This is a genomic window from Rhodopseudomonas sp. (assembly GCF_036404135.1).
GTDB lineage: Bacteria > Pseudomonadota > Alphaproteobacteria > Rhizobiales > Xanthobacteraceae > Rhodopseudomonas_A.
Genome location: NZ_DASWPE010000140.1, coordinates 13807 through 37730 on the forward strand (window position 1 = coordinate 13807; position 23924 = coordinate 37730).

At 66.2% G+C, this 23924-nt stretch carries 23 protein-coding genes and 1 riboswitch; of the genes, 18 read left to right on the top strand and 5 right to left on the bottom strand.

Annotated elements, in window-relative coordinates; all coding sequences use genetic code 11:
• Positions 1–132 precede the first annotated feature (132 nt).
• From pdhA to VGC77_RS17095, 7 genes are all read left to right on the top strand, one after another.
• Positions 133–1176, top strand: a complete 1044-nt coding sequence (gene pdhA / locus VGC77_RS17065; RefSeq protein WP_331172758.1) for a pyruvate dehydrogenase (acetyl-transferring) E1 component subunit alpha — start codon at positions 133–135, stop codon at positions 1174–1176.
• 54 nt (positions 1177–1230) lie between these two features.
• Positions 1231–2640, top strand: a complete 1410-nt coding sequence (locus VGC77_RS17070) for a pyruvate dehydrogenase complex E1 component subunit beta (protein WP_331172759.1) — start codon at positions 1231–1233, stop codon at positions 2638–2640.
• Between the two features lie 3 nt (positions 2641–2643).
• The gene (locus VGC77_RS17075) at positions 2644–2949 is read left to right on the top strand and encodes a DUF5076 domain-containing protein (protein WP_331172760.1); all 306 of its coding nucleotides are present in this window, start codon (positions 2644–2646) and stop codon (positions 2947–2949) included.
• 2 nt (positions 2950–2951) lie between these two features.
• Positions 2952–4361, top strand: coding sequence for a pyruvate dehydrogenase complex dihydrolipoamide acetyltransferase (locus VGC77_RS17080; protein WP_331172761.1), 1410 nt, complete (start codon positions 2952–2954; stop codon positions 4359–4361).
• 308 nt (positions 4362–4669) lie between these two features.
• Positions 4670–6088, top strand: coding sequence for a dihydrolipoyl dehydrogenase (lpdA, locus tag VGC77_RS17085; protein WP_331172762.1), 1419 nt, complete (start codon positions 4670–4672; stop codon positions 6086–6088).
• 244 nt (positions 6089–6332) lie between these two features.
• A complete protein-coding gene (gene ilvD, locus VGC77_RS17090; RefSeq protein WP_331172763.1) occupies positions 6333–8057 on the top strand; it encodes a dihydroxy-acid dehydratase in 1725 nt (574 codons plus the stop codon).
• Positions 8044–8853: a tetratricopeptide repeat protein gene (locus VGC77_RS17095; RefSeq protein WP_331172764.1), complete on the top strand. Its 810-nt coding sequence runs from the start codon at positions 8044–8046 to the stop codon at positions 8851–8853. Before ilvD ends, VGC77_RS17095 begins: the two co-directional genes overlap by 14 nt.
• Positions 8854–9428: 575 nt before the next feature.
• Here the strand turns inward: VGC77_RS17095 and xth are convergent.
• From xth to VGC77_RS17115, 4 genes are all read right to left on the bottom strand, one after another.
• Complete coding sequence (xth, locus tag VGC77_RS17100) at positions 9429–10217, bottom strand: exodeoxyribonuclease III (protein ID WP_331172765.1); 789 nt, start codon at positions 10215–10217, stop codon at positions 9429–9431.
• A 293-nt stretch (positions 10218–10510) separates the two neighbouring features.
• The gene (locus tag VGC77_RS17105) at positions 10511–11125 is read right to left on the bottom strand and encodes a hypothetical protein (RefSeq protein WP_331172766.1); all 615 of its coding nucleotides are present in this window, start codon (positions 11123–11125) and stop codon (positions 10511–10513) included.
• Positions 11126–11187: 62 nt separating this feature from the next.
• Positions 11188–11910 carry a CbtA family protein gene (locus VGC77_RS17110; protein WP_331172767.1) on the bottom strand — a complete coding sequence of 241 codons (723 nt, stop codon included), beginning with the start codon at positions 11908–11910 and terminating at the stop codon, positions 11188–11190.
• An 18-nt stretch (positions 11911–11928) separates the two neighbouring features.
• Complete coding sequence (locus tag VGC77_RS17115; RefSeq protein WP_331172768.1) at positions 11929–12147, bottom strand: CbtB domain-containing protein; 219 nt, start codon at positions 12145–12147, stop codon at positions 11929–11931.
• Between the two features lie 31 nt (positions 12148–12178).
• A riboswitch (cobalamin riboswitch) is annotated at positions 12179–12322 on the bottom strand.
• Between the two features lie 73 nt (positions 12323–12395).
• Between VGC77_RS17115 and VGC77_RS17120 the strand changes: the two genes are divergently transcribed.
• Positions 12396–12971: a histidine phosphatase family protein gene (locus tag VGC77_RS17120; protein WP_331172769.1), complete on the top strand. Its 576-nt coding sequence runs from the start codon at positions 12396–12398 to the stop codon at positions 12969–12971.
• Between the two features lie 32 nt (positions 12972–13003).
• Here the strand turns inward: VGC77_RS17120 and erpA are convergent, their stop codons facing one another.
• Complete coding sequence (erpA, locus tag VGC77_RS17125; RefSeq protein ID WP_331172770.1) at positions 13004–13333, bottom strand: iron-sulfur cluster insertion protein ErpA; 330 nt, start codon at positions 13331–13333, stop codon at positions 13004–13006.
• A 104-nt stretch (positions 13334–13437) separates the two neighbouring features.
• Here erpA and VGC77_RS17130 point away from each other — a divergent pair, with 104 nt between their 5' ends.
• The 10 genes from VGC77_RS17130 to VGC77_RS17175 all read left to right on the top strand — a co-directional run bounded on the left by VGC77_RS17130 (position 13438) and on the right by VGC77_RS17175 (position 23304).
• Entirely contained in the window at positions 13438–14652 is a 1215-nt protein-coding gene (locus tag VGC77_RS17130) for a deoxyguanosinetriphosphate triphosphohydrolase (RefSeq protein WP_331172771.1), read from the top strand.
• Positions 14653–14817: 165 nt separating this feature from the next.
• Positions 14818–16833 (top strand): arginine--tRNA ligase, encoded by a 2016-nt coding sequence (locus tag VGC77_RS17135; RefSeq protein ID WP_331172772.1) that lies wholly within the window; start codon positions 14818–14820, stop codon positions 16831–16833.
• A gap of 103 nt (positions 16834–16936) precedes the next feature.
• A complete protein-coding gene (locus VGC77_RS17140) occupies positions 16937–18382 on the top strand; it encodes an SPOR domain-containing protein (protein ID WP_331172773.1) in 1446 nt (481 codons plus the stop codon).
• 48 nt (positions 18383–18430) lie between these two features.
• A complete protein-coding gene (nagZ, locus tag VGC77_RS17145) occupies positions 18431–19456 on the top strand; it encodes a beta-N-acetylhexosaminidase (RefSeq protein WP_331172781.1) in 1026 nt (341 codons plus the stop codon).
• Positions 19453–20289: a ScpA family protein gene (locus tag VGC77_RS17150; RefSeq protein WP_331172774.1), complete on the top strand. Its 837-nt coding sequence runs from the start codon at positions 19453–19455 to the stop codon at positions 20287–20289. Before nagZ ends, VGC77_RS17150 begins: the two co-directional genes overlap by 4 nt.
• Positions 20290–20308: 19 nt before the next feature.
• Positions 20309–21067 (top strand): SMC-Scp complex subunit ScpB, encoded by a 759-nt coding sequence (scpB, locus tag VGC77_RS17155; RefSeq protein ID WP_331172775.1) that lies wholly within the window; start codon positions 20309–20311, stop codon positions 21065–21067.
• A gap of 113 nt (positions 21068–21180) precedes the next feature.
• On the top strand, positions 21181–21417 hold the full coding sequence (locus tag VGC77_RS17160; RefSeq protein ID WP_331172776.1) for a twin-arginine translocase TatA/TatE family subunit: 237 nt from the start codon (positions 21181–21183) through the stop codon (positions 21415–21417).
• A gap of 132 nt (positions 21418–21549) precedes the next feature.
• Complete coding sequence (gene tatB / locus VGC77_RS17165; RefSeq protein ID WP_331172777.1) at positions 21550–22101, top strand: Sec-independent protein translocase protein TatB; 552 nt, start codon at positions 21550–21552, stop codon at positions 22099–22101.
• Positions 22098–22901 carry a twin-arginine translocase subunit TatC gene (gene tatC, locus VGC77_RS17170; RefSeq protein ID WP_331172778.1) on the top strand — a complete coding sequence of 268 codons (804 nt, stop codon included), beginning with the start codon at positions 22098–22100 and terminating at the stop codon, positions 22899–22901. The genes tatB and tatC overlap by 4 nt, the downstream gene beginning before the upstream one ends.
• A 157-nt stretch (positions 22902–23058) precedes the next feature.
• Positions 23059–23304 carry a hypothetical protein gene (locus tag VGC77_RS17175; protein ID WP_331172779.1) on the top strand — a complete coding sequence of 82 codons (246 nt, stop codon included), beginning with the start codon at positions 23059–23061 and terminating at the stop codon, positions 23302–23304.
• Positions 23305–23924 lie beyond the last annotated feature (620 nt).

The window sequence follows — 23924 nt, forward strand, 5'->3', positions numbered from 1 at the left end:
ATCCATCGCGAAAATTTCGCCCGCTCGCTGCACTGCGAGATGCACGCGCTGCAAATGATATCGTGACGCAATCCTTTTGCTGCGGCCGCAGTTAGGATAGACAGTGAGCCAAATAACAACATCGGATTTGCCATGGCCGCATCGAAGAAGCGCGACACGCCAGCAGGGAACGAGATTCAGCCGCGATCCGGCAATGGATCGCAGCATCCGGCGATTCTCGAATTCAGCAAGGACCAGGAGTTGCGCGCCTTGCGCGACATGCTGTTGATCCGCCGCTTCGAGGAAAAGGCCGGCCAGCTTTACGGCATGGGAGCGATCGGCGGCTTCTGCCATCTCTATATCGGCCAGGAAGCCATCGTGGTCGGCATGCAGATGACGCTGAAACAGGGCGACCAGGTCATCACCGGCTATCGCGACCACGGCCACATGCTGGCCTGCGGCATGGACCCCAAAGGCGTGATGGCCGAATTGACCGGACGCCACGGCGGCTATTCCAAGGGCAAGGGCGGCTCCATGCACATGTTCAGCAAGGAGAAGAATTTCTACGGCGGCCACGGCATCGTCGGCGCCCAGGTCTCGCTCGGCACCGGGCTCGCCTTCGCCAACCGCTACCACGGCAATGATCTCGTCAGCCTGGCCTATTTCGGCGACGGCGCCTCCAACCAGGGCCAGGTCTATGAGAGCTTCAACATGGCGCAGCTGTGGAAGCTGCCGGTGATCTACGTCATCGAGAACAACCGCTACGCGATGGGCACCTCGGTGCAACGCTCCTCGGCGCAGACCGATTTCTCCAGGCGCGGCGTGTCCTTCAACATCCCCGGCGAACAGGTCGACGGCATGGACGTCCGCGCGGTGAAGGCCGCCGGCGACAAGGCGGTGGCGCATTGCCGCGCCGGCAACGGCCCCTACATCCTGGAGATGCAGACCTATCGCTACCGCGGCCATTCGATGTCGGACCCGGCGAAATATCGCACCCGCGAGGAGGTCGACAAGGTGCGCAGCGATCAGGACCCGATCGAGCAGGTGCGCCAGCGACTGCTCGCGCTCAAGGTCGGCGAGCAGGAGCTGAAGGCGATCGACGCCGAGGTGCGCGAGATCGTCAACGGCGCGGCCGAGTTCGCCCAGCACGATCCCGAGCCGGAGCCCGCCGAGCTCTACACCGACGTCTACCGCTAGATGCGCCGCGTTGTGCCGCGCGCGTGCGCAAGTTCGAACTGATCCGGAGCGACCATGGCCATTCAAGTCCTGATGCCCGCACTGTCCCCGACCATGGAGAGGGGCAACCTTTCGAAATGGCTGAAGAAGGAAGGCGAGGCGATCAAATCCGGCGACGTGATCGCCGAGATCGAGACCGACAAGGCGACGATGGAAGTCGAAGCGACCGACGAAGGCACGCTGGGCAAGATCCTGGTGCCGGAAGGCACCCACGACGTCGCGGTGAATACCCCGATCGCCACCATCCTCAGCGAGGGCGAGAGCGCGTCGGACGCCGACAAGGCGGCGGCCCCCGCGGCGCAGCAGAAATCCGCCGAATCCGCGGCCCCGGCCGCCGAGCCCAAGGCGGCGGAGGCGCCGCGTGAGCCGTCGCGGGCCGCCGCGGCCGAGGAGCCGCCTCAGGTGGCGGTGGCCAATGATCCGGACATTCCCGAAGGCACCGAGATGGTGACGGTGACGATCCGCGAGGCCTTGCGCGACGCCATGGCCGAGGAGATGCGCCGCGACCCCGACGTCTTCGTGATGGGCGAGGAGGTTGCCGAATATCAAGGCGCCTACAAGGTGACGCAGGGGCTGTTGCAGGAATTCGGCGAGGGCCGGGTGATCGACACCCCGATCACCGAGCACGGCTTCGCCGGCGTCGGCGTCGGCGCGGCGATGGCGGGCTTGAAGCCGATCGTCGAATTCATGACCTTCAATTTCGCCATGCAGGCGATCGACCAGATCATCAACTCCGCGGCCAAGACGCTGTACATGTCCGGCGGCCAGATGGGCTGTGGAATCGTGTTCCGCGGCCCGAACGGCGCCGCGGCACGCGTCGCCGCGCAGCACAGCCAGGACTATTCGGCGTGGTACTCGCAGATCCCCGGGCTGAAGGTGATCGCGCCGTATTCCGCCGCCGACTACAAGGGCCTCTTGAAGGCGGCGATCCGCGATCCCAATCCGGTGATCTTCCTCGAAAACGAAATGCTGTACGGCCATTCCGGCGAGGTGCCGAAGCTCGACGATTACGTGATCCCGATCGGCAAGGCGCGGATCGCCCGCCAGGGACAGCACGTCACGCTGATCGCCTGGTCGAACGGCATGAGCTACGCGCTGAAGGCCGCCGACGAACTCGCGAAAGACGGCATCGAGGCCGAGGTGATCGACCTGCGCACGCTGCGGCCGCTTGATACAGAGACCATCATCGCCTCGGTGAAGAAGACCGGCCGCGCGGTGACGGTGGAGGAGGGCTGGCAGCAGTCCGGCGTCGGCGCCGAGATCGCAGCACGGATCATGGAGCACGCGTTTGATTATCTGGATGCGCCAGTGAAACGGGTGTCGGGCAAGGACGTGCCGATGCCCTACGCCGCCAATCTGGAAAAGCTGGCGCTGCCCAGCGTCGCCGAGGTGGTCGAGGCCGCCAAAGCCGTTTGCTATCGGTGAGCCATGACTGAGCCGAAACAACAGCCGCTGCCGCCGGACGTGGTCGGCCGCGAGGATGCCGTCGAGGTGCTGCGCGCCTTCGTGCTCGACGGCGGATTGTCGATCGCCTTCATGCGCGCCTTCGAAGATCCCGAGATGTGGGGCTTGCTGCTGGTCGACATCGCCCGCCATGCCGCGCGCGCCTATGCGCGCGAGAGCGACTACACCGAGGACGAGGCGCTGAGCCGCATCGTCGACATGTTCGAAGCCGAAATCGCGCGGCCGACCGATATCGGCCAAACCTCGCCGCGGTCGCAACAAGGTCACTGACAATGCCGATCAACATCCTGATGCCCGCGCTGTCGCCGACGATGGAGAAGGGCAACCTCTCCAAGTGGCTGAAGAAAGAGGGCGACGCGGTGAAATCCGGCGACGTCATCGCCGAGATCGAGACCGACAAGGCGACCATGGAGGTCGAGGCGGTCGACGACGGCACGCTGGCCAAGATCGTGGTGCCGGAAGGCACCCAGGACGTCCCGGTCAACGACATCATCGCGGTGATGGCGTCCGAGGGCGAGGACGTCAAGGCGGCGGGGGCGGGCAGCAAGCCCGGTGCCGGAAAGCCCGCGCAACAGCCCTCTTCACCTCTCCCCTCCGGGGAGAGGTCGACCGGCGAAGTGCAGCGCAGCCGGGCGGGCGAGGGGGATGCTTCCTCGAAAGAACCGGCCGGGAAACAAAGTGCCGCCTCACCCCAGCCCTCTCCCCAGAGGGAAGAGGGAGCAGGTCCCGCCACGGGCGAAGCCGCGCACAGCAACGGTCGGGTGTTCTCCTCGCCGCTGGCGCGGCGACTGGCGAAGGACGCCGGCATCGAGCTATCGCGGATCGAAGGCTCAGGCCCGCACGGCCGCGTCGTCGCCCGCGACGTCGAACAGGCGAAATCCGGCAAGGGGCTGAAGGCGCCGGCCGCGACGCCTTCGGCCGCGCCGCAGCTGACGCCGGCGATGTCGGATCAGCAGATCCGCGGCTTCTTCAAGGACGGCAGCTTTGAGGAAGTGCCGCACGACAGCATGCGCAAGATTATCGCGCAACGCCTCGTGCAAGCTAAGCAGACCATCCCGCATTTCTATCTGACGATGGACTGCAACCTCGATCGGCTGATGGCGGCGCGCGAGACGATCAATGCGCAGGCGCCGAAGGACAAGGACGGCAAGCCGGCCTACAAGCTCTCGGTCAATGATTTCATCATCAAGGCGCTGGCGTTGGCGCTGCAGCGGGTGCCCGACGCCAACGTCACCTGGACCGAGGGCGCGATGTTGAAGCATCGCGCCTCCGACGTCGGCGTCGCGGTGTCGATCCCGGGCGGGCTGATCACCCCGGTGGTGCGCGACGCGCATCTGAAATCGGTGTCGACGATCTCGCGCGAGATGAAGGACTTTGCCGCGCGCGCCCGCAACCGGCGGCTGAAGCCGGAGGAATATCAGGGCGGCAGCACCGCGGTGTCCAATCTCGGCATGTTCGGCATCAAGGATTTTGCCGCGGTGATCAATCCGCCGCACGCCACTATCCTCGCGGTCGGCGCCGGCGAGCAGCGCGCCGTGGTGATCGACGGCAAGGTCGAAGTCGCCACCGTGATGAGCGCCACGCTGTCCACCGACCACCGCGCCGTCGACGGCGCGCTCGGTGCGCAACTGCTCGGCGCGTTCAAGCTGCTGATCGAAAATCCTGTGATGATGGTGGTGTAGTTTCTTCCCTCTCCCCTTGTGGGAGAGGGAGACCGCCGTCAGGCGGCCGGGTGAGGGGGCCATGCGCGAGCGGGTACCAATTCAAAGAGATCGATCGCGACCTCGTCTTTGCGTTTCAACGCGTCGTCCCTGCGAACGCAGGGACCCATACGGCGCGGATTTGCAGTTTTGCCCCGTGGTGAAGGCCTTTCTTCACCTCCGACGCCAGGGGTGATGGGTCCCTGCGTGCGCAGGGACGACCCGCGGAGCGAGCGTGCGCCATCACTCCGAATAACACGACGTTTCACGACGAAAGCGAGCGACTAAGCATGTCCGACACCTCCTTCGACGTCATTATCATCGGTTCCGGCCCCGGCGGCTATGTCGCGGCGATCCGCGCTGCGCAACTCGGCCTGAAGACCGCGATCGTGGAAAAGTCCTATCTCGGCGGGATTTGTCTGAACTGGGGCTGCATCCCGACCAAGGCGCTGCTGCGCTCCGCGGAAATCTATCACTACATGCAGCACGCCAAGGACTTCGGGCTGTCGGCCGATAACATCAGCTACGACCCGAAGGCGGTGGTGCAGCGCTCGCGCGGCGTCTCCAAGCGGCTCGCCGACGGCGTCGGCTTCCTGATGAAGAAGAACAAGATTCAAGTGATCTGGGGCGCCGCCAATATCGATGCGCCGGGCAAGATCACGGTGAAGGCCGCGAAATCCGAAGCCCCGAAGGGCGCGCTCGGCGAGGGCAGCTATCAGGCCAAGCACATCATCATCGCCACCGGCGCGCGGCCGCGCGTGCTGCCCGGGCTCGAGCCCGACAAGAAACTGGTCTGGACGTACTTCGAAGCGATGGTGCCGGACGCGATTCCGAAGTCGCTATTGGTGGTCGGCTCCGGCGCGATCGGCATCGAATTTGCCTCGTTCTTTCACACCATGGGCAGCAAGGTCACGGTAGTCGAAGTGCTGCCGCAAATCCTGCCGGTCGAGGACGCCGAGATCGCGGGGCTCGCCCGCAAGCGGCTGGAGAAGCAGGGCATCCGGATTCTGACCAACGCCAAGGTCAGCAAGCTCGAGAAGAAAGCCGACAGCGTCATCGCCAGCATCGACGACGGCAAAAAGCCCGAGGCCATCGAATTCGACCGGGTGATTTCGGCGGTGGGCGTGCTGGGCAATATCGAAAATCTCGGGCTGGAGAAGCTCGGGGTCAAGACCGAGCGCGGCTGCGTGGTGATCGACGGCTATGGCAAGACCAACGTCCCCGGGATCTACGCGATCGGCGACGTCGCCGGTCCCCCGATGCTGGCGCACAAGGCCGAGCATGAGGGCGTGGTCTGCGTCGAGGCGATCAAGGGCCTCAAGCCGCATCCGATCGACAAGCTCAAGATCCCCGGCTGCACCTACTGCAATCCGCAGATCGCCTCGGTCGGCCTCACGGAAGCCAAGGCCAAGGAGGGCGGCCGCGAGATCCGGATCGGGCGCTTCCCGTTCGCCGGCAACGGCAAGGCGATCGCGCTCGGCGAGGATCAGGGCCTGGTCAAGGTGATCTTCGACAAGAAGACTGGCCAGCTATTGGGCGCGCACATGATCGGCGCCGAAGTCACCGAACTGATCCAGGGCTATGTGGTGGGGATGAATCTGGAGACCACCGAGGCCGAATTGATGCACACCATCTTCCCGCATCCGACGCTGTCGGAGATGATGAAGGAAGCCGTGCTCGACGCCTACGGCCAGGTGCTCAACGCCTGACCGTGTCCGGCTGTGACAGCGGCGGCGCCGGTGGTGGCCGCCGTGCAACTTATGTTGCTTCGCCGCCACAGTTCCTTAAGATTTAACCCTGACCGCAGGTGCTCCTTGCCTGCGCCGCTATTTAGCCACACCCCTCCATGAAATCATTCTCAGTAGAGCAAATTGGCCGCCGGTGTTGCGCAGGCGATGGAAATCCTCTGGGATTTTCGGACTTCCGACAACAAATGGCCGGGGAAACTGGTTCGTGGACGCTAACTCCAGCAGCAAGGCGAGGTTGCCGAGCCGTCATGTGACGGAGGGGCCGGAGCGCGCGCCGCACCGCTCCTACCTCTATGCCATGGGGCTGACCACGCAGCAGATCCACCAGCCGTTCGTCGGCGTGGCGTCGTGCTGGAACGAGGCGGCGCCCTGCAACATCTCGCTGATGCGCCAGGCCCAGGCGGTGAAGAAGGGCGTCGCCGCCGCCGGCGGCACCCCGCGCGAATTCTGCACCATCACCGTCACCGACGGCATCGCCATGGGCCATGACGGCATGCGCTCGTCGCTGCCCTCGCGCGAAGTGATCGCCGACTCCGTCGAACTGACGATCCGCGGCCACTCCTACGACGCGCTGGTCGGCTTGGCCGGCTGCGACAAGTCGTTGCCCGGCATGATGATGGCGATGGTGCGGCTCAACGTGCCGTCGATCTTCATCTATGGCGGCTCGATCCTGCCCGGCACCTTCCGCGGTCAGCAGGTCACCGTGCAGGACATGTTCGAGGCGGTCGGCAAGCATTCGGTCGGCGCGATGTCGGACGCCGACCTCGACGAAATCGAGCGGGTGGCGTGCCCCTCGGCCGGGGCCTGCGGCGCCCAGTTCACCGCCAACACCATGGCGACGGTGTCGGAGGCGATCGGTCTGGCGCTGCCCTATTCAGCCGGCGCGCCGGCGCCTTACGAAATCCGCGACGCCTTCTGCATGACCGCCGGCGAGCAGATCATGACGCTGATCGCGAAAAATATCCGGCCGCGCGACATCGTCACCTTGAAGGCGCTGCAGAACGCCGCCGCGGTGGTCGCTGCCTCCGGCGGCTCGACCAATGCCGCGCTGCACCTGCCAGCGATCGCGCATGAATGCGGCATCAAGTTCGACCTGTTCGACGTCGCCGAAATCTTCAAAAAGACACCCTATGTCGCGGATTTGAAACCGGGCGGCCGTTATGTCGCCAAAGACATGTACGAAGCTGGTGGCATACCGCTTCTGATGAAAACCTTGCTCGATCATGGCCACCTGCACGGCGACTGCCTGACGGTCACCGGCCGGACGATTGCGGAAAATTTATCGACCGTGAAATGGAATCCCGACCAGGACGTGGTGCGCCCAGCGGATCGCCCGATCACCGTGACAGGTGGGGTGGTTGGACTTAAGGGCAACCTGGCGCCCGAGGGCGCCATCGTCAAGGTCGCCGGCATGGCCAAGCTGACATTCACCGGCCCGGCGCGCTGCTTCGACCGCGAAGAGGACGCCTTCGAGGCGGTGCAGCACAAGACCTATCGCGAAGGCGAAGTGATCGTGATCCGCTATGAGGGGCCGCGCGGCGGCCCCGGCATGCGCGAGATGCTGTCGACCACCGCGGCGCTGACCGGCCAGGGCATGGGCGGCAAGATCGCGCTGATCACCGACGGCCGGTTCTCCGGCGCCACCCGCGGCTTCTGCATCGGCCATGTCGGACCGGAGGCGGCGCTGGGCGGGCCGATCGCGCTGCTTAAGGACGGCGACATCATCGAGATCGACGCCGTGGCCGGCACGCTTAACGTAAAATTGACCGAAGCCGAACTCTCCGCGCGCAGGACCACTTGGCAGCCGCGCGAGACCAACCATTCGTCAGGCGCGTTGTGGAAATATGCCCAGCAGGTCGGACCCGCGGTCAATGGCGCGGTGACCCATCCGGGTGGTTCGCACGAGAAATATTGTTATGCGGATGTTTAAGCGTAGCTTTTCAGTGGTGATGGTGTTGGGCGCTCTCGCGGCGGCGCCGGCTCTGGCGTTCGAAGGCACGCCGGTCACCGGCGACGAAACCGCGATCCCGGTGGCCGCGGCGCAGCCCGGTTCGGTCGCCACGATGAAGAAGGCGGCAGCGCCGATCACCTCGCTGACCGCGCTGCAATACGCCGCCGAGGGCGGCCATCCGGTGGCACAGTGGAAGCTCGGCCGGATGTATGCGATCGGCGACGGCGTCGCCCAGGACGACGTGGTGGCGTTCGAATATTTCAGCCGGATCGCCAACGCCCACGCCGAGGACAGCCCTTCGGCGCCGCAGGCGGCGATCGTCGCCAACGCCTTCGTGGCGCTGGGGCGCTATTATCTCGGCGGCATCCCCAACTCCAAGATCAAGGCCGACGCCGAGCGGGCGCGGGAGATGTTCTCCTACGCGGCGTCGTATTTCGGCAATGCCGACGCGCAATACGACCTGGCGAGGCTGTATCTCAACGGTGTCGGCACGCCGCGCGATAGTCGCTACGGCGCGCGCTGGCTCGGGCTTGCCGCGCAGAAGGGCCAGCACCAGGCCCAGGCGCTGCTCGGCCAGATGCTGTTCAACGGCGAGCAATTGCCGAAGCAGGCAGCGCGCGGCCTGATGTGGCTGACGCTGGCCCGCGACGCCGCAGCCCCCGACGAGGCCTGGATCAAGGACAGCTACAACAAAGCCATCTCCAAGGCCTCCGAGGACGACCGCGCCATGGCGCTGCAGATGCTCGAGCACTGGGTGCAGGGCCGCAAAGACTGAGCACGTTCGGTTTGCAGTCCGACGTTCGCCACGCTGATCCATCATGCTGAACTCCCGCCCCGCGGAGCCGTCACCCTGAGGCGGCGAGCGCAGCGAGCCCTCGAAGGGCGACGGCGGTCGGTTGGTGCTTGAGGCCACATCCTTCGAGGCCCATCCTTCGAGGCCCTCGCGTCGCTCGGGCGCCTCAGGATGACGCCCTGCTTGGGTCAGGCCGCTTGGGCGGGCAGGTCGCTGGCGTCGTCGGGTCGCTTGCGGCGTCAGCGCGCTTGCGCCTCATGCCGCCAGATCGAGATCGATCCACACCGGCAATATGGCCGGACCCTGTTTGCTCGCCTGCGCGCGCTTATTGATGCCGCCCCGCGGCGCCGTCACCCTGAGGCGGCGAGCGCAGCGAGCCCTCGAAGGGCGCCGGCGGTCGGTTGGTGCTTGAGGCCGCATCCTTCGAGGCCCTCGCGTCGCTCGGGCGCCTCAGGATGACGCCGTGCTTGGGTCAGGCCGCTTGGGCGGGCAGGTCGCTGGCGTCGCCGGGTCGCTTGCGGCGTCAGCGTGCTTGCGGCGTCAGCGCGCTTGCGGCGTTACGCCGCCAGATCGAGATCGATCCACACCGGCACGTGGTCGGACGGTTTTTCCCAACTCCGGACGTGCTTGTCGATGCCGACGCTGGTGAGGCGGTCGGCAGCCTGCGGCGACAGCAAGAGATGATCGATGCGGATGCCCCAATTCTTCTGCCAGGCGCCGGCCTGATAGTCCCAGAAGGTGTATTGACCGGGCGCGTCGGTCACGGCGCGCAGCGCGTCGGTCAGCCCGAGCCCGAGCAGCGCCTGGAAACTCTCGCGGGTCTGCGGCTTGAACAGCGCGTCGCCCACCCAGGCCGGCGGATTGTAGACGTCGGCCGGCGCCGGGATGACGTTGAAATCGCCCGCCAGGATCAGCGGCTCCTCGGCCTTCAGGCGCTCCTTCGCATATTCAAGAAGCCGCGACATCCATTTCAGCTTGTAAGTGTATTTCTCGGTCTCCGGCGGATTGCCGTTGGGCAGATAGAGGCAGGCGACGCGCACCACGCCGCTTTGCAGCGACACCACGCCTTCGATGAAGCGGGCGTGCAGGTCGTCGGCGTCGCCGGGCAGTTGCGGGGTGGCTTCCTCCAGCGGATATTTCGACAATAGCGCCACGCCGTTGAAGGTCTTCTGGCCGTGCGTCACCACGTTGTAACCCAACGCTTCAATGGCTTCCCGCGGGAACGCATCGTCGACGCATTTGATCTCCTGCAGGCAGACGATGTCGGGCGCGCAGTCCTTCAGCCAGACCAGCAAATGGTCGAGCCGTTGCCGCACAGAATTCACGTTCCAGGTGGCGATGCGCATGGGCACTTTCATGACCGCGAGTTGAGCCGGGGGCGGCATAACATGGTTATATCTGGAGCTATTCCGGGTCTGATAGAATCAGCACCGGAGCCCTGGATTGTTATTTTGACGCGCTTTCTTCACGCGAATTGGGATCCACTTCGCTCGAAAACGCTATCGGGCGGCCATGATAAGTCATTCCGTCCCCGCGCAAAAGTCGCTCGGCCGGGCTGCCGGGGTGTGGCTGAGCGAACTGCGCCGTGCTCTCGGCCCGGTCGAGCGCTGCGTCATCACCGCGTCATCGGGGGATGATGTCAGCGCCGCCGACGTCGCGGACGCAGCGCCAGCGCGGTGCCGCCGATCGCCGCAAACGAAAGGCTTCCGACCACCGCAAGGCTCGGCAGATGGCCGGGCAGGTCGGCCCAATGCGGCGTCACCACGTCGGCGGTGTTGAAGGTCTCGCCGCTGAAGCTGCACAAAGCCAGCGTGCCGTTCAGCAGCAATTCGTTGTCGACCTTGGCGGCCAGCGCCTGCGCCTCGCGCGGCGGGTCGGCGGCCTCGCTCATCGCCGACAGCAACGCCCGCGTCGCCGCGAGATAGGCGTGCGCGCATTCGTTGAACGGGCTGTCGTCATTGTCGATGGCGCCCGGCATCAGCCCCCACAGGCAGACCGCATATTGGATCCGGGCGTAGTTCAGGATTCGCGAAAACCGCTCGTCGCGCGGCGGCTGCCGCCCGGCCAGCGCCAGGATCGCGGCGCGGTTGGCGTCGAGCACCGCCATCTGGCCGTGCGACAGGCTGGGAATCGCGATGCCGCTGGTCGGCCCGCCGCTGCGGTGATGCGCGTTGGCCGGCGCCGGCATCGCCGCGGCCGCGAGCAGCGTCGCGGCGATCAGCAGCATGGTTCGGATCGGGCCGGGAGGTTTCATCACGGGTCCCCCGGCGCAACGCTGCGCTCCCTTGGGAGCGCAGTCTTGTGCGCAACGATGGCTTAGCGCGGGCGGCCGGAGGCCGCGAACTGCCGCTCGGTCAGCGCGCCGAAGGCCAGCCCCAGCGTCGCCCATAGCACCGCGCCGATTCCCAACGAGGCGGCGCGGAATTTCCACAACAGGTCGGTGGAAAAGTCGCTTGGTACCTCGCTGATCGACGGCAGCGCCACCATCACGCAGGCCATCGCGATGGTATAGATCGCGATGCCGCCGAGCGTCGCACCCCAGCGGCCGAGCCGGGCGACCAACTGTCGCCCGGTGCCGAGTGCGGCAATGGCGACGCCGACCGACAGGCCGAGCAGCAGGAAGTAGAACGCGGTGCGGGCGGCGATGGTGTCGGGGCTGCCGACCGCCGGCGGATTGGCCGGGTATTTCAGCTGCGGCACCAGCACCAGCACGACGAAGCCGGCGGCGGCAAGCACCGCGGCGGTCAGTGACGGCGACCAGCGTCCGAGCCGGCCGTGGAAATAGGCGAAGGCCAGGCCGAAAATGCCGCCCAGCGCACAGCCCACCACGACGATGCCGGTGAACAGCCCGTAGGTGCTCTGCACCGTGCGGCTCACCAGTTCGGGCTCGGCCGCGGCACCGGCGGCTGCGCTGGCGTGCTCTTCGAAGGCGATCGCGAGATCGACCTGCGGTTCGCCGAACAGATAGCCGAAGCCAGCCGCCAGCAATCCGGCGAGGATGCCGACCAGCATCCCCCGGATCAGGAGAGTCCTAACCATGATGGATCGGCCTCTGGCTCAGTGGCAGGGAAAGCCGAGCAGATGGCGGCCGTCATGGACGAATTCGTGGATGTACATGCCGTCGAACATCGACACCGCGCCTTGTTCGGCACCGATGAAATAGATCGCGAGGATGGCCAGCAGGCCGCCGAAGATGGCCCAGGGCAGGATCTCGCGGACCGGGATGACGGCGGGAATGGCGGCGGTGGCAGTTTGCGCGTAGGCGATATGTGACATCAGAATTCCTCTGGGATTACGCGTCCCGTTCGAGACATGAATGCTTCGAGGGGGTCTGACTTCCGATCCGAGCTTGCAGCAGGATCGGTCACAGCGGCGCGACCGTGCCGGGTTCTCACCGGCTTCCCTTCAATAGCAGACGCCGAATTCTGCCCCTTCACATTGGCGGTGTCAATGTAGCGGATGGATAGTGGCGCGGCCTGTGTTAGCAGCAGTCGACCGACGCCGCCGATGCCATGGACCCTGATATGACGCTGCATCTCACCTTGCTTTGCCACGCATCGACCGCTGCGACCCGTGCTGCGTGCTTTGCCGAGGACGAGGCGCTCGAAGCCAAGGGCGTTGCGGCGGCAAATGCGCTGGACGCAGTGCTGCCGCGGTTTGATCGCGTGCTGAGCAGTGCCTCGCGCGCGGCGCTGCAGACCGCGGCCGCGCTGCGGCTTGAGGCCGAATCGATTCCGCAGCTACGCGACGCCGAGGCCGGCCGCTGGCGCGGGCGGGGAATCGCCGAGGTCGCCGCCGCTGAGCCGGAGGCGCTGGCGCTGTGGATGTCGTCGCCGGAGGCGGCGCCGCATGGCGGCGAATCGGTCGCCGCGGTGATCGCGCGCGTCGGGTTGTGGCTCGATGAATTGCAGCTGTCAGGCCGGGTGCTGGCGATCAGCCATGCGGCGATTCTGCGCGCCGCAATGATCCATGTGCTGCAGGCGCCGGCGCTGAGCTTCTGGCGGGTCGATGCCGGGCCGCTGGCGCGCGTCGAGCTCAGCCGCAACGCGCTCCGCTGGGCGCTGCGCGCGCCGTCGCCGCGGCACAACCAGGCCGATTGAAACTTCGCACGACGGCGCGATCCAATCCTGCGTCAGACCGAGAAGCTGGTGCCGCAGCCGCAGGACGCGGTGGCGTTCGGATTGTTGACCCGGAACGAGGCGCCGATCAAATCGTCGACGAAATCCAGTTCGGCGCCTTCAAGAAACGGCACCGAAGCGGAATCCACCAGCACCACCGCGCTGTCGCGCGCGATCACGGTATCGTCGGCATTCTTGGCGCGGTCGACGTCGAACTTGTACTGAAAGCCCGAACAGCCGCCGCCCTCGACGCTGATCCGCAGCATCGCGCCGTCACCCTCTTTGGTGAGGATTTCGCCGATCCGGCGGGCGGCGCGTTCGCTGATGGTGACGCTGGCGGTCATGAGCTGTCTCCGAAGCCGTGAGCGGCGTTGCAAAGCATTGGAATAACCCGCCCGCCATAGTTAAGTGCGGCGGGTTGCGGAATCAATCGCAGAAGGGACGCATCGTGTCGGTCGGAATGGCAGCTCCTCGCGCGGCGTTCGCCTGCGATCCCGATGCGAGCCGCGGCCGGCTGTTTCAGGAATTGCCGAGCAAGACCCGCAGCCCGTTCCGGCGCGATTGCGACCGGGTGATCCATTCCACCGGGTTTCGCCGGCTGAAGCACAAGACCCAGGTGTTCGTCTATCACGAGGGCGACCACTACCGCACCCGGCTGACGCATTCGCTGGAGGTGGCGCAGATCGCCCGCGCCATCGCCCGCCAGCTCGGGCTCGACGAGGACCTCACCGAGGCGCTGGCGCTGGCGCATGATCTCGGCCATCCGCCGTTCGGCCATGCCGGCGAGCGCGCGCTCGACGCCTGCCTGCAGGGCCATGGCGGCTTCGACCACAACGCCCAGAGCCTGCGGGTGGTGACGGCGCTGGAGCATCGCTATCCGCAGTTCAACGGTCTCAATCTGAGCTGGGAGACCCTGGAGGGCATCGTCAAGCACAACGGGCCTTTGACCGACCGCGCCGGCGCGGCGCTCGGCCGCTACCAGGCGCATGGCGTGCCGATCGGCATCGTCGAATTCAACCGCGGCTACGACCTGGAATTGTGGAGCCACGCCTCGCTGGAGGCGCAGGTCGCCGGCATCGCCGACGACATCGCCTACGACGCCCACGACATCGACGACGGCTTGCGCGCCGGGCTGTTTACCGTCGACGATCTCGGCGAGATGCCGCTGACCGCGCGGATGATCGCGGCGATCGACTTACGCTATCCCGGGCTCGACGCGGCGCGGCGCGGCGCCGAACTGGTGCGCGAGCTGATTTCCTACCTGATCGGCGCGGCGGTGAGCGAGGCCGGCCGGCGGCTGCAAAGCGCGCGGCCGGCTTCGGCGCAGGCGGTGCGCCAGGCCGGAGGTGCGATGATCGGCTTCGCGCCGGACGCAGCCGAAGCCGAGGCGCTGATCAAGGCGTTCCTGAAGCGGCACATGTATCGCCACCCGCGGGTGATGCGGGTGATGGACGACGCCGCGACCGTGGTGTTCGAGCTGTTTGCCCGCTACCGCGACCATCCGGCGGATCTGCCGACGGAATGGCTGGCGGCGGCGGCCGCCCCGGGCGAGACCGAGGCCGACCGGCTGCGCCGAATCTGCAATTTCATCGCCGGAATGACCGACCGCTTCGCGCTCACCGAGCACCAGCGGCTTTTTGACTTAACTCCCGAATTGCGTTAGGCGGCGGCGTTAAGTGCTTACCTTGCCGAACAAATCCGGTTCCGCCCGGCGCCGCTGACGGGGCTTTGCGGAAAGTTTTGCGGCACGCCGCCGGCAAACCGGCTATCTCACGGGCCGCACACCCTCAAGCCGGAATGATCCGGCGCAAGTTTGGTTTTCACGTCCATGCTCGATTCCGTTTCGCCGCCGCATCTGTTCGCCGTCCTGTTGTCCCGCGTCCACGCGGTCTGCGAAGCGCTCGCCGCCGAGGGCGCGCTGCCCGCAGGCATTGATCTTTCGCGCATCGTGGTCGAGCCGCCGAAGGATGCGAGCCATGGCGATATGGCGACCAATGCGGCGATGGTGCTGGCCAAGGAGGCCAAGGCGAAGCCGCGCGAACTCGCCGACAAGATCGCCGAAAAGCTGCGCGGCGACGATCTGGTGGCCAAGGTCGAGGTCGCGGGGCCAGGCTTCATCAATCTCACGCTGCAGCCGAAAGTGTGGTCGCAGGCGTTGCGCACCGTGCTGGCGCAGGGCGCCGGCTATGGCCGTAGCTCGGTCGGCGCCGCCGAGAAGGTCAATGTCGAATACGTCTCCGCCAACCCGACCGGCCCGATGCATGTCGGGCATTGCCGCGGCGCGGTGTTCGGCGACGCGCTGGCGAGCCTGCTCGACTTCGCCGGCTATGAGGTGATGCGGGAATACTACATCAACGACGCCGGCGCCCAGGTCGACGTGCTGGCCCGCTCCGCGCTGCTGCGCTACCGCGAGGCGCTCGGCGAAGCGATCGGCGACATTCCGGAAGGACTCTATCCCGGCGACTATCTGAAGCCGGTCGGCGAGGCGCTGGCCGCAAATTTTGGTGCAGCGTTAAAAGTAGTGCCAGAGAGCGAGAAGCTCCCCATCGTGCGCCAAACAGCGATCAAAATGATGATGGAGATGATCCGCGGCGACCTCGCGGCGCTCAACATCACTCATGAAGAGTTCTTTTCAGAGCGCTCGTTGATTGCAGGAAGCGCCGTCGCACAGGAAAGGTCAAAGCGTTGGAGGCGAGATTGGGTTGAGGCTGTTCTCATTCAGCGACGAAACGAGCCGTCTTGGGGGCGGGCTAGAATAGGACCTTATCTCCGGGAGCACGGCTCAAAAATATCAGATGCGACAGTCGGGAAAATCCTTGTCTATCTAATTGATTGCGGTCTTGCCTCATCCAAAATACGAAAACAGAAGCAGACTAACGCAGTTGACCGCGTCGCCGCCACAATCGATTTCCTGCGCGCCAAGGGCGACGTCTATGAAGGCCGGCTGCCGCCGCCGAAGGGCGCGCCGGTCGAGGACTATGAGGACCGCGAACAGACCCTGTTCCGCGCCACCGCCTATGGCGACGACGTCGACCGGCCGCTACTGAAGTCGGACGGCTCCTACACCTATTTCGCTTCCGACATCGCCTATCACAAGACCAAATTCGACCGCGGCTTCCGCAACCTGATCGACGTCTGGGGCTCCGACCATGGCGGCTACATCAAGCGGGTGCAGGCCGCGATCAAGGCGGTGACCGCCGGGCAGGCCACGCTCGACGTCAAGATCGTGCAATTGGTCAAGCTGTTGCGCAATGGCGAGCCGGTGAAGATGTCGAAGCGCTCCGGCGATTTCGTCACGCTGCGCGAAGTGGTCGACGAGGTCGGCTCCGACGCGGTGCGCTTCATGATGCTGTTCCGCAAGAACGACGCGGTGCTGGATTTCGATCTTGCCAAGGTGATCGAGCAGTCCAAGGACAATGCGGTGTTCTACGTGCAATACGGCCACGCCCGCGGCCACTCCGTGTTCCGCAACGCCCGCGAGGTGATCCCTGAGCTGCCGGAGGACGCGGTGGCGCGTGCGGCGTTCCTCGCCGATGCCGCGGTGGATCGGCTGACCGACACCGCGGAGCTCGGCCTGTTGCGGCAGCTCGCTCTGTATCCGCGGATCGTCGAAGCCGCGGCGTTGGCGCATGAGCCGCACCGCATCGCGTTCTATCTCTATGAGCTTGCCAGCGAATTCCACGCGCTCTGGACGCGGGGCCGCGATTTGCCTCATTTACGCTTCATTATCAATAATGATGCAGAGATTACCAAGGCGCGGCTGGCCTTGGTCCAGGGTGCCGTCTCGGTTCTGGCGTCAGGCCTCGCCGTACTCGGCGTCCATGCACCAGACGAGATGCGTTAGGCGGGGGACGGCTGTCACGTCGGGATCGTGACGGCTCTTAACAGCGGCTGTTTCGTTCGTAACGGCGGGTTGGCGGCTTTCCCGAAGGGGATGCGACATCACGATGGCTCAACGGTACCAGGACAGACCTTTTCCCGCGGAGGACGAGTACCGCGGCGGTGAGAACGCGGTCGCCAAGGCCGACGGCGATCCGTTGGCCGAGTTGGCGCGGCTGATCGGCCAGACCGATCCGTTCAGCAATTTTGGTCGCGCCAATCAAACGGCGCCGGCGCCGGACTCCAGCGAGCCCGCGCACGACCCGTTGCGCGATCAATTTCGGCTGCCGGCGCAGCCGCCCGAGGGCGAGGCCGAGGCGCCGATGGCGCCGCTGCCGTCGTGGATGCAGAACCGCGGCGGCCGCGACACCGGCTTTCGCCAGGAGCCGTTGATCGCCGCGCACCCGGCGCCGCGCTATGCGGCGCCGCAGCCCGCCGCCGAACCGGATTACCGCGAACAGCAGCTCTATGCCGACGCCACCGCGGCGCAGCCGGCCGACCCGTCGCGCTACGACGACGCGCTGTACGGTCAGATCGACCCGGCGCAGGGCTATCTGCATCCGCAGCAGGAGGGCTATTCCGATCAGCCCTACGAATACGCCGACGGCTATGCCGACGACGGCGGCGAGGCGCCGCAGCGCCGCCGCAGCGGCATGTTGACCGTGGCTGCCGTGCTTGCGCTGGCGGTGGTTGGCACCGCCGGGGCGTTCGGCTATCGCAATTATGTCGGGTCGCCGCGCAGCGGCGAGCCGCCGGTGATCAAGGCCGAGGCCGGCCCGATCAAGGTGGTGCCGCCGTCGGCCGACGCCGCCGGCAAACCGATCCAGGATCGGCTGGCCGCCGGCAACACCGTGGAAACCCTGATTTCGCGCGAAGAACAGCCGCAGGATCCGAGCAAGGCGACGCCGCGCGTGGTGCTGCCGCCGCTGGCGCCAAACGGCAGTCCGCCGTCCGCCGCGAGCGTCGCCCCGGCCGGCAAGCAGCTCTCCGCCAACTCGACCGGCGCGCTCGGCGAAGAGCCGCGCAAGATCAAGACACTCAGCGTTCGCCCGGATCAGGCCGATCCGTCGGCGGCGCCGAACGCCCGCAGCGCCGCCAAGCCCGCGGCGCCGGCGCCGGCCGCGGCGCGCACCCCGCCGGCTCCGGTGGCCAACGCCAATGCCTCGACCGCCAATGCGCCGCTGTCGCTGTCGCCGCAGAGCCAGCCCGCCGAGCCGCGCGCCCGCGTCGCCTCGACGCAACCCACGGAACAGCCGGCGACCAGCGGCGGCTATGTGGTGCAGGTGTCCTCGCAACGCAGCGAGGCCGACGCCAAGGCCTCTTATCGCGCGCTGCAGAGCAAGTTCGGCTCGGTGCTGGGATCGCACCCGCCGGTGATCAAGCGCGCCGATCTCGGCGACAAGGGCGTGTATTATCGCGCCATGGTCGGACCGTTCGGCTCGCCGGACGAGGCCGCGCAATTCTGCGGCAACCTGAAAACTGCTGGCGGACAGTGCGTCGTCCAAAGAAATTAACGGCGGTTTCCTTGACCCCGGAGCGCCACGCGGGCTAATCGGCCCATGATGAACAGGCGCGCATTTATTGTCGGTGTGTCCGGCACCGTCTTGACCGCCGAGGAACGCGCGTTCATTCGCTCGACCCGGCCGTGGGGCTTTATCCTCTTCAAGCGCAACATCGAGTCACCGCAACAAGCCTCGGCACTTGTTACGGAATTGCGTGAGGTCGCGGAGTTTGCTGAGGCCCCACTGCTGATCGACCAGGAGGGCGGCCGGGTGCAGCGGCTAGGTCCGCCGCACTGGCCGGTGTATCCGCCGGGCGCGGTGTTTTCGGCGCTGTACGACATTGATTCGCAGCTCGGCCTCGCCGCGGCGCGGCTTTCCGCGCGGCTGATCGCCGCCGATCTGATCGAGCTCGGCATCACCGTGGATTGCCTGCCGCTGGCCGACGTGCCGGTGGAAGGCGCCGACGCGGTGATCGGCAACCGCGCCTATGGCACCGAGCCCGGCAAAGTCGCGGCGATCGCCCGCGCCGTCACGCAAGGGTTGCAGCAGGGCGGCGTGCTGCCGGTGCTGAAGCACATTCCCGGCCATGGCCGCGCCACCGCCGACACCCATCACGCGCTGCCGGTGGTGGACACCCCGCTCGCCGAACTGGCGCGCAGCGATTTTGCCGCGTTCCAACCGCTGGCCGATCTGCCGATGGCGATGACCGCGCATGTTGTGTTCAGCGATCTCGACGCCGCCCAACCTGCGACCACTTCTGCGACAATCATTGAACGGGTGATTCGCGGGACGATCGGGTTCCAGGGGCTGTTGATGAGCGACGATGTCTCGATGAATGCGCTGGCCGGAACGATCGCGGAGCGCAGCCGCGCCGTCGTCCAGGCCGGTTGCGACATGCTTTTGCACTGCAACGGCAAGCTCGACGAAATGCACGCGGTGGCCGATGCGGCGCCGTGGCTTGCCGGCGAAGCCAAAGCCCGCGCCGACCGCGCGCTGGCGTCACGGCAGGCGCCGCAGCCGTTCGACCGGGTCGCGGCACGCAATGACCTCGACGCCTTGATCGGCCGAGCTGGAGTGGGCGCATGAGCGCGGAGATCCTGTCGTTCGAAACCGGCCGGCCGGCAACCGACCTGGTGCCCGCCGACGACGAGCCGGCGCTGCTGGTCGACGTCGAGGGCTACGAAGGCCCGCTCGACCTGCTGCTGGCGCTAGCGCGGCAGCAGAAGGTCGATCTGCACAAGATCTCGATCCTGGCGCTCGCCGACCAGTATCTGGTGTTCATCGAAGCGGCGCGAAAAATCCGCCTCGAACTTGCCGCCGACTATCTGGTGATGGCGGCCTGGCTGGCCTTCCTGAAGTCCCGGCTGCTGCTGCCGGAGCCGCCGACGCCCGACGGCCCGAGCGCCGAGGACATGGCGACTGCGCTCGCCAACCGGCTGCGCCGGCTGGAAGCGATCCGTGAGGCCTCGAACCGGCTGATGACCAGGCCGCAATTGCAGCGCGACATCTTTCCGCGCGGGTTGCCGGAGAGCATCGCCGAGGTCAAGCATCCGCGTTTCACCGCGACGCTGTATGACCTGCTGTCGGCCTATGCCGCGCAGCGCCAGCAGAGCGTGATCGCCAAGGTGCATCTGGCGCGCCGCACGGTGTGGTCCTTGGCCGAGGCGCGGGCGTCCCTGGAGCGCCTGGTCGGCATCGCCGAGGAATGGGCCAAGCTCGACGACTACCTGATCGAATACGTCATCGATCCCTCGCAAAAGGCCACCGTGTTCGCCTCCAGCTTCGCGGCGGCGCTGGAATTGGTGCGCGAAGGCAAACTCGAACTGCATCAGTCGGAGGCGTTCGCGCCGCTGTATTTTCGTAAGCGGCCGCCGCATCCGGTTGAGACGACGACCGCGCCGGACGTTCCGGCCGAGTAGTGAACAAGGAGACCAAGCCATGGCCAGTCTGGCGGAAATGCGCGTGATCGAAGCCGAGGACAGCTCTGCCGACATCTCCGAGCCGACGCGCGAGGAGGTCTCCGAAACGCCGCAGCCGCGGCCGGAAGAACTGCGGCTGCTGGAAGCGCTGCTGTTTGCCTCGGCCGAGCCGCTGGATACGGCGGCGCTTGCCAAACGGATGCCGGAGGGCGTCGACGTCAAGGCGGCGCTGTTGCAGCTGCAGCTCGATTACGCCCATCGCGGCGTCAATCTGGTCCGCGTCGCCAGCAAATGGACGTTCCGCACCGCCGGCGATCTGGCCTGGCTGATGACCCGCGAGAGCACCGAGACCCGGCGGCTGTCGCGCGCGGCGATCGAGATGCTGGCGATCATCGCCTATCACCAGCCGGTGACCCGCGCCGAGATCGAGGATATTCGCGGCGTGGTCACGTCCAAGGGCACGCTGGACGTGCTGCTGGAAACCGGCTGGGTGAAGCCGCGCGGCCGCCGCAAGACCCCGGGCCGGCCGTTGACCTTCGGCACCACCGAGGCGTTCCTGTCGCAGTTCAGCCTGGAATCGCTCGGCGATCTGCCCGGCCTCGAGGAACTGAAGGGCACCGGGCTGCTCGACTCGCGGCTGCCGTCGGGCTTCAGCGTGCCGATGCCATCGGACGATCCGGCGCTGCGCGACGACGAGGACCCGCTGGAGATCGGCGAATTGGAACTGGCGCTGGCGCCGGTAGCCGACGCCGAGGACGGCCCGGGCGAGCCCGAGTGACGCCTTGGGCGCCACCTAAAGCACGGCTTAAGTTCTTGTTTTTGACACCTCCTGCGCCTAGCTTCCATGGTAGATGAGGCTGCCGCGCCGGCCGCGTGTTTGGAGGAATCAGGATGGGCTCACTCAGCATTTGGCACTGGATCGTGGTGATCGGCGTGGTCCTGCTGCTGTTCGGTCGCGGCAAGATCTCCGACCTGATGGGCGACGTCGCCCAGGGCATCAAATCCTTCAAGAAGGGCTTGCAGGACGATGAAAAGCCTGCGGAAAAGCCCGAGCCCGTGAAGTCGATCGACCACACCGCCACGCCGAGCGCCACGACCCGCAGCGACGTCGGCAGCAAGGCCGTTTGAGGCCGAAAATGTTGCGGCAAAGCTGTGGCACGCCGGGGGCGGCCGACCATGGCGGTTTTGGCGGGGATTTCCGACCAGGGGGGACGTGGGGCGCCTGAGCATCGGGCCAACCTTGCGTGAGCGGAAGCTTTCATGTTCGACATCGGCTGGAGTGAACTGCTTGTGATCGGCGTCGTGGCGCTGATCGCGATCGGCCCGAAGGAATTGCCCGGCGTGCTGCGCATGGTCGGGCAGTGGATGGGCAAGGCGCGCAGGATGGCGGCCGAGTTCCAGGGCCAGTTCAACGAGGCGATGCGCGAGGCGGAGATGGCCGACCTCAAGAAGAGCTTCGACGAGATCAAGGCCACCGCCAACACCTTCAGCCGCGACAACATCATGACCTCGCTGCAGAACGACGTCGACGCCGCGATGACCGTCGACAAGATCGCGCACATCGACACCCCGCCGGTGGAGCCGACCACGCCGCAACCGCCGACCGCGGAGACCTTGCGTGCGGCCGAGACTGAGGCCGCGATCATCGCCGCGGCCGGCGCGCCCGCGACCGAGGCCGCTGCGACCGAGGCGCCGGCCGGCGAGCCGTTGGCGATCACCCAGGACATCCATCCGGCGCTGGCGCCGCCCGCCGAGCCGGCCGCGGCTGCCGCCTCCGCTGACGATCCCGCCAAGGACGCCAAAGCCTCATGAGCGCCGAGGACATCGAGGCCAGCAAGGCGCCGCTGATGGATCATCTGATCGAGCTGCGCTCGCGGCTGATCAAGGCGCTGTTGGCGTTCGGCCTCGCCTTCATCCTGTGCTTCTTCTTCGCCAAGCAGATCTACAACGTGCTGGTGTGGCCGTTCGTCTGGATCGCCGGGCCGGAGAATTCGAAATTCATCTACACCGCGCTGCTGGAATATTTCCTGACCCAGCTCAAGCTGGCGATGTTCGGCGCCGGCTTCGTCTCGTTTCCGATCGTCGCCGCCCAAATCTACATGTTCGTGGCGCCCGGCCTCTACAAGCACGAGCGCGGCGCGTTTCTGCCCTATCTGATCGCCACCCCGGTGTTCTTCGTGCTGGGTTCGCTCTTGGTGTATTTCGTGGTGCTGCCGATGCTGGTGCGGTTCTCGCTCGGCATGCAGCAGCTGGGCGGCGCCGAGACCGCGCAGATCCAGCTGTTGCCCAAGGTCGGCGAATATCTGTCGCTGATGATGTCGCTGATCTTCGCCTTTGGCCTTGCGTTCCAACTGCCGGTGATCCTGACGCTGCTCGGCCGCATCGGCATCATCACCGCCAAGCAATTGCGCGAGAAGCGGCGCTATTTCATCGTGGTGGCGTTCATCATCGCCGCGGTGTTGACGCCGCCCGACGTGATCAGCCAGGCCTCGCTGGCGATCCCGCTATTGCTGCTCTACGAGGGCTCGATCATCGCCGTCGCCCTGGTGGAGAAGAAGGCCGCCGCCGCTGCCGCCGCAACGGCGCCGCCGGACGTCAAGCCGGCGGAGTAGGGCGGCGTTGGAACGACGGCGCTAGGCGCGGTCGCGTGATCTTGCGGTCGGCCCGGGATTCGACCTATCCTGGGTTGTGTAGGTCTGGCGTCGGGGCATCGCGGGGGCCTTTGCATTTGATACGTTGGGTTACGCCAAGCGGCTGCGAAATGCCGGCGTGGCGAACGAACAGGCCGAGGCCCATGCCGAGGCGGCGCGCGAGTTCATCATGACCGAGCTGGTGACAAAACCGGATTTGCAGGCAGTCAGATCCGATCTGCTGCTGGTGAAGTCGGAATTGCAGGCGGCGATCGACACCCAGACCCTGCGGCTGACGGTGCGTCTCGGCGGCATCGTCGCCGTCGGCGTCGGCGTGCTGGCCGCGGCGATCGCGCTGCTGGCGCTGGTACTGCGCCAGCATTGATGTTGGGTCCCGGTCTGATCGTCCGATCACGCGCCTGATCTTGGGTGCATCCTCGCATTCCGCCGTCATCCTGAGGAACCCGGCGTAGCCCGTGAGGGCGAAGCCGGGTGTCTCGAAGGATGGGCCGCGGGCTTTGAGGCGCCGCAGCGACTTGCGGCCGCATCCTTCGAGGCCCTCGCGTTGCTCGGGCGCCTCAGGATGACGGCGCCGGGGGTGATGAGCGTCTGATCGTCCGATCACGCGCCTGATCTTGGGTGCCTCCTCGCCTTCTGCCGTCATCCTGAGGAACCCGGCGTAGCTCGAAGAGCGAAGCCGGGTGTCTCGAAGGATGGCCGCGGGCTTTGAGGCGCCGCAGCGACTCGCAGCCGCATCCTTCGAGGCCCTCGCGTTGCTCGGGCGCCTCAGGATGACGACGCCTGGGGTGATGAGCGTCTGATCGTCCGATCACGCGCCTGATCTTGGGTGCATCCTCGCCTTCTGCCGTCATCCTTGTAACTTAAATTCTGCTGGGCGAGGCGGTAGGCTGTCTCGCGCGGTGGCGGACGAGAGACCGGGTCATCCGAGGGCTTTGAAGCCCGAACCTCAGCTTGGGCCTTCGTCCGTCGTTCCATCGAACCCGA

Bases quoted from the DNA above. Each gene is read 5' to 3' on its own strand.
- pdhA (WP_331172758.1), top strand. From the start codon at position 133: ATGGCCGCATCGAAGAAGCGCGACACGCCAGCAGGGAACGAGATTCAG.
- VGC77_RS17070 (WP_331172759.1), top strand. From the start codon at position 1,231: ATGGCCATTCAAGTCCTGATGCCCGCACTGTCCCCGACCATGGAGAGG.
- VGC77_RS17075 (WP_331172760.1), top strand. From the start codon at position 2,644: ATGACTGAGCCGAAACAACAGCCGCTGCCGCCGGACGTGGTCGGCCGC.
- VGC77_RS17080 (WP_331172761.1), top strand. From the start codon at position 2,952: ATGCCGATCAACATCCTGATGCCCGCGCTGTCGCCGACGATGGAGAAG.
- lpdA (WP_331172762.1), top strand. From the start codon at position 4,670: ATGTCCGACACCTCCTTCGACGTCATTATCATCGGTTCCGGCCCCGGC.
- VGC77_RS17095 (WP_331172764.1), top strand. From the start codon at position 8,044: ATGCGGATGTTTAAGCGTAGCTTTTCAGTGGTGATGGTGTTGGGCGCT.
- xth (WP_331172765.1), bottom strand. From the start codon at position 10,217: ATGCGCATCGCCACCTGGAACGTGAATTCTGTGCGGCAACGGCTCGAC.
- VGC77_RS17105 (WP_331172766.1), bottom strand. From the start codon at position 11,125: ATGAAACCTCCCGGCCCGATCCGAACCATGCTGCTGATCGCCGCGACG.
- VGC77_RS17110 (WP_331172767.1), bottom strand. From the start codon at position 11,910: ATGGTTAGGACTCTCCTGATCCGGGGGATGCTGGTCGGCATCCTCGCC.
- VGC77_RS17115 (WP_331172768.1), bottom strand. From the start codon at position 12,147: ATGTCACATATCGCCTACGCGCAAACTGCCACCGCCGCCATTCCCGCC.
- VGC77_RS17120 (WP_331172769.1), top strand. From the start codon at position 12,396: ATGACGCTGCATCTCACCTTGCTTTGCCACGCATCGACCGCTGCGACC.
- erpA (WP_331172770.1), bottom strand. From the start codon at position 13,333: ATGACCGCCAGCGTCACCATCAGCGAACGCGCCGCCCGCCGGATCGGC.
- VGC77_RS17135 (WP_331172772.1), top strand. From the start codon at position 14,818: ATGCTCGATTCCGTTTCGCCGCCGCATCTGTTCGCCGTCCTGTTGTCC.
- VGC77_RS17140 (WP_331172773.1), top strand. From the start codon at position 16,937: ATGGCTCAACGGTACCAGGACAGACCTTTTCCCGCGGAGGACGAGTAC.
- nagZ (WP_331172781.1), top strand. From the start codon at position 18,431: ATGAACAGGCGCGCATTTATTGTCGGTGTGTCCGGCACCGTCTTGACC.
- VGC77_RS17150 (WP_331172774.1), top strand. From the start codon at position 19,453: ATGAGCGCGGAGATCCTGTCGTTCGAAACCGGCCGGCCGGCAACCGAC.
- scpB (WP_331172775.1), top strand. From the start codon at position 20,309: ATGGCCAGTCTGGCGGAAATGCGCGTGATCGAAGCCGAGGACAGCTCT.
- VGC77_RS17160 (WP_331172776.1), top strand. From the start codon at position 21,181: ATGGGCTCACTCAGCATTTGGCACTGGATCGTGGTGATCGGCGTGGTC.
- tatB (WP_331172777.1), top strand. From the start codon at position 21,550: ATGTTCGACATCGGCTGGAGTGAACTGCTTGTGATCGGCGTCGTGGCG.
- tatC (WP_331172778.1), top strand. From the start codon at position 22,098: ATGAGCGCCGAGGACATCGAGGCCAGCAAGGCGCCGCTGATGGATCAT.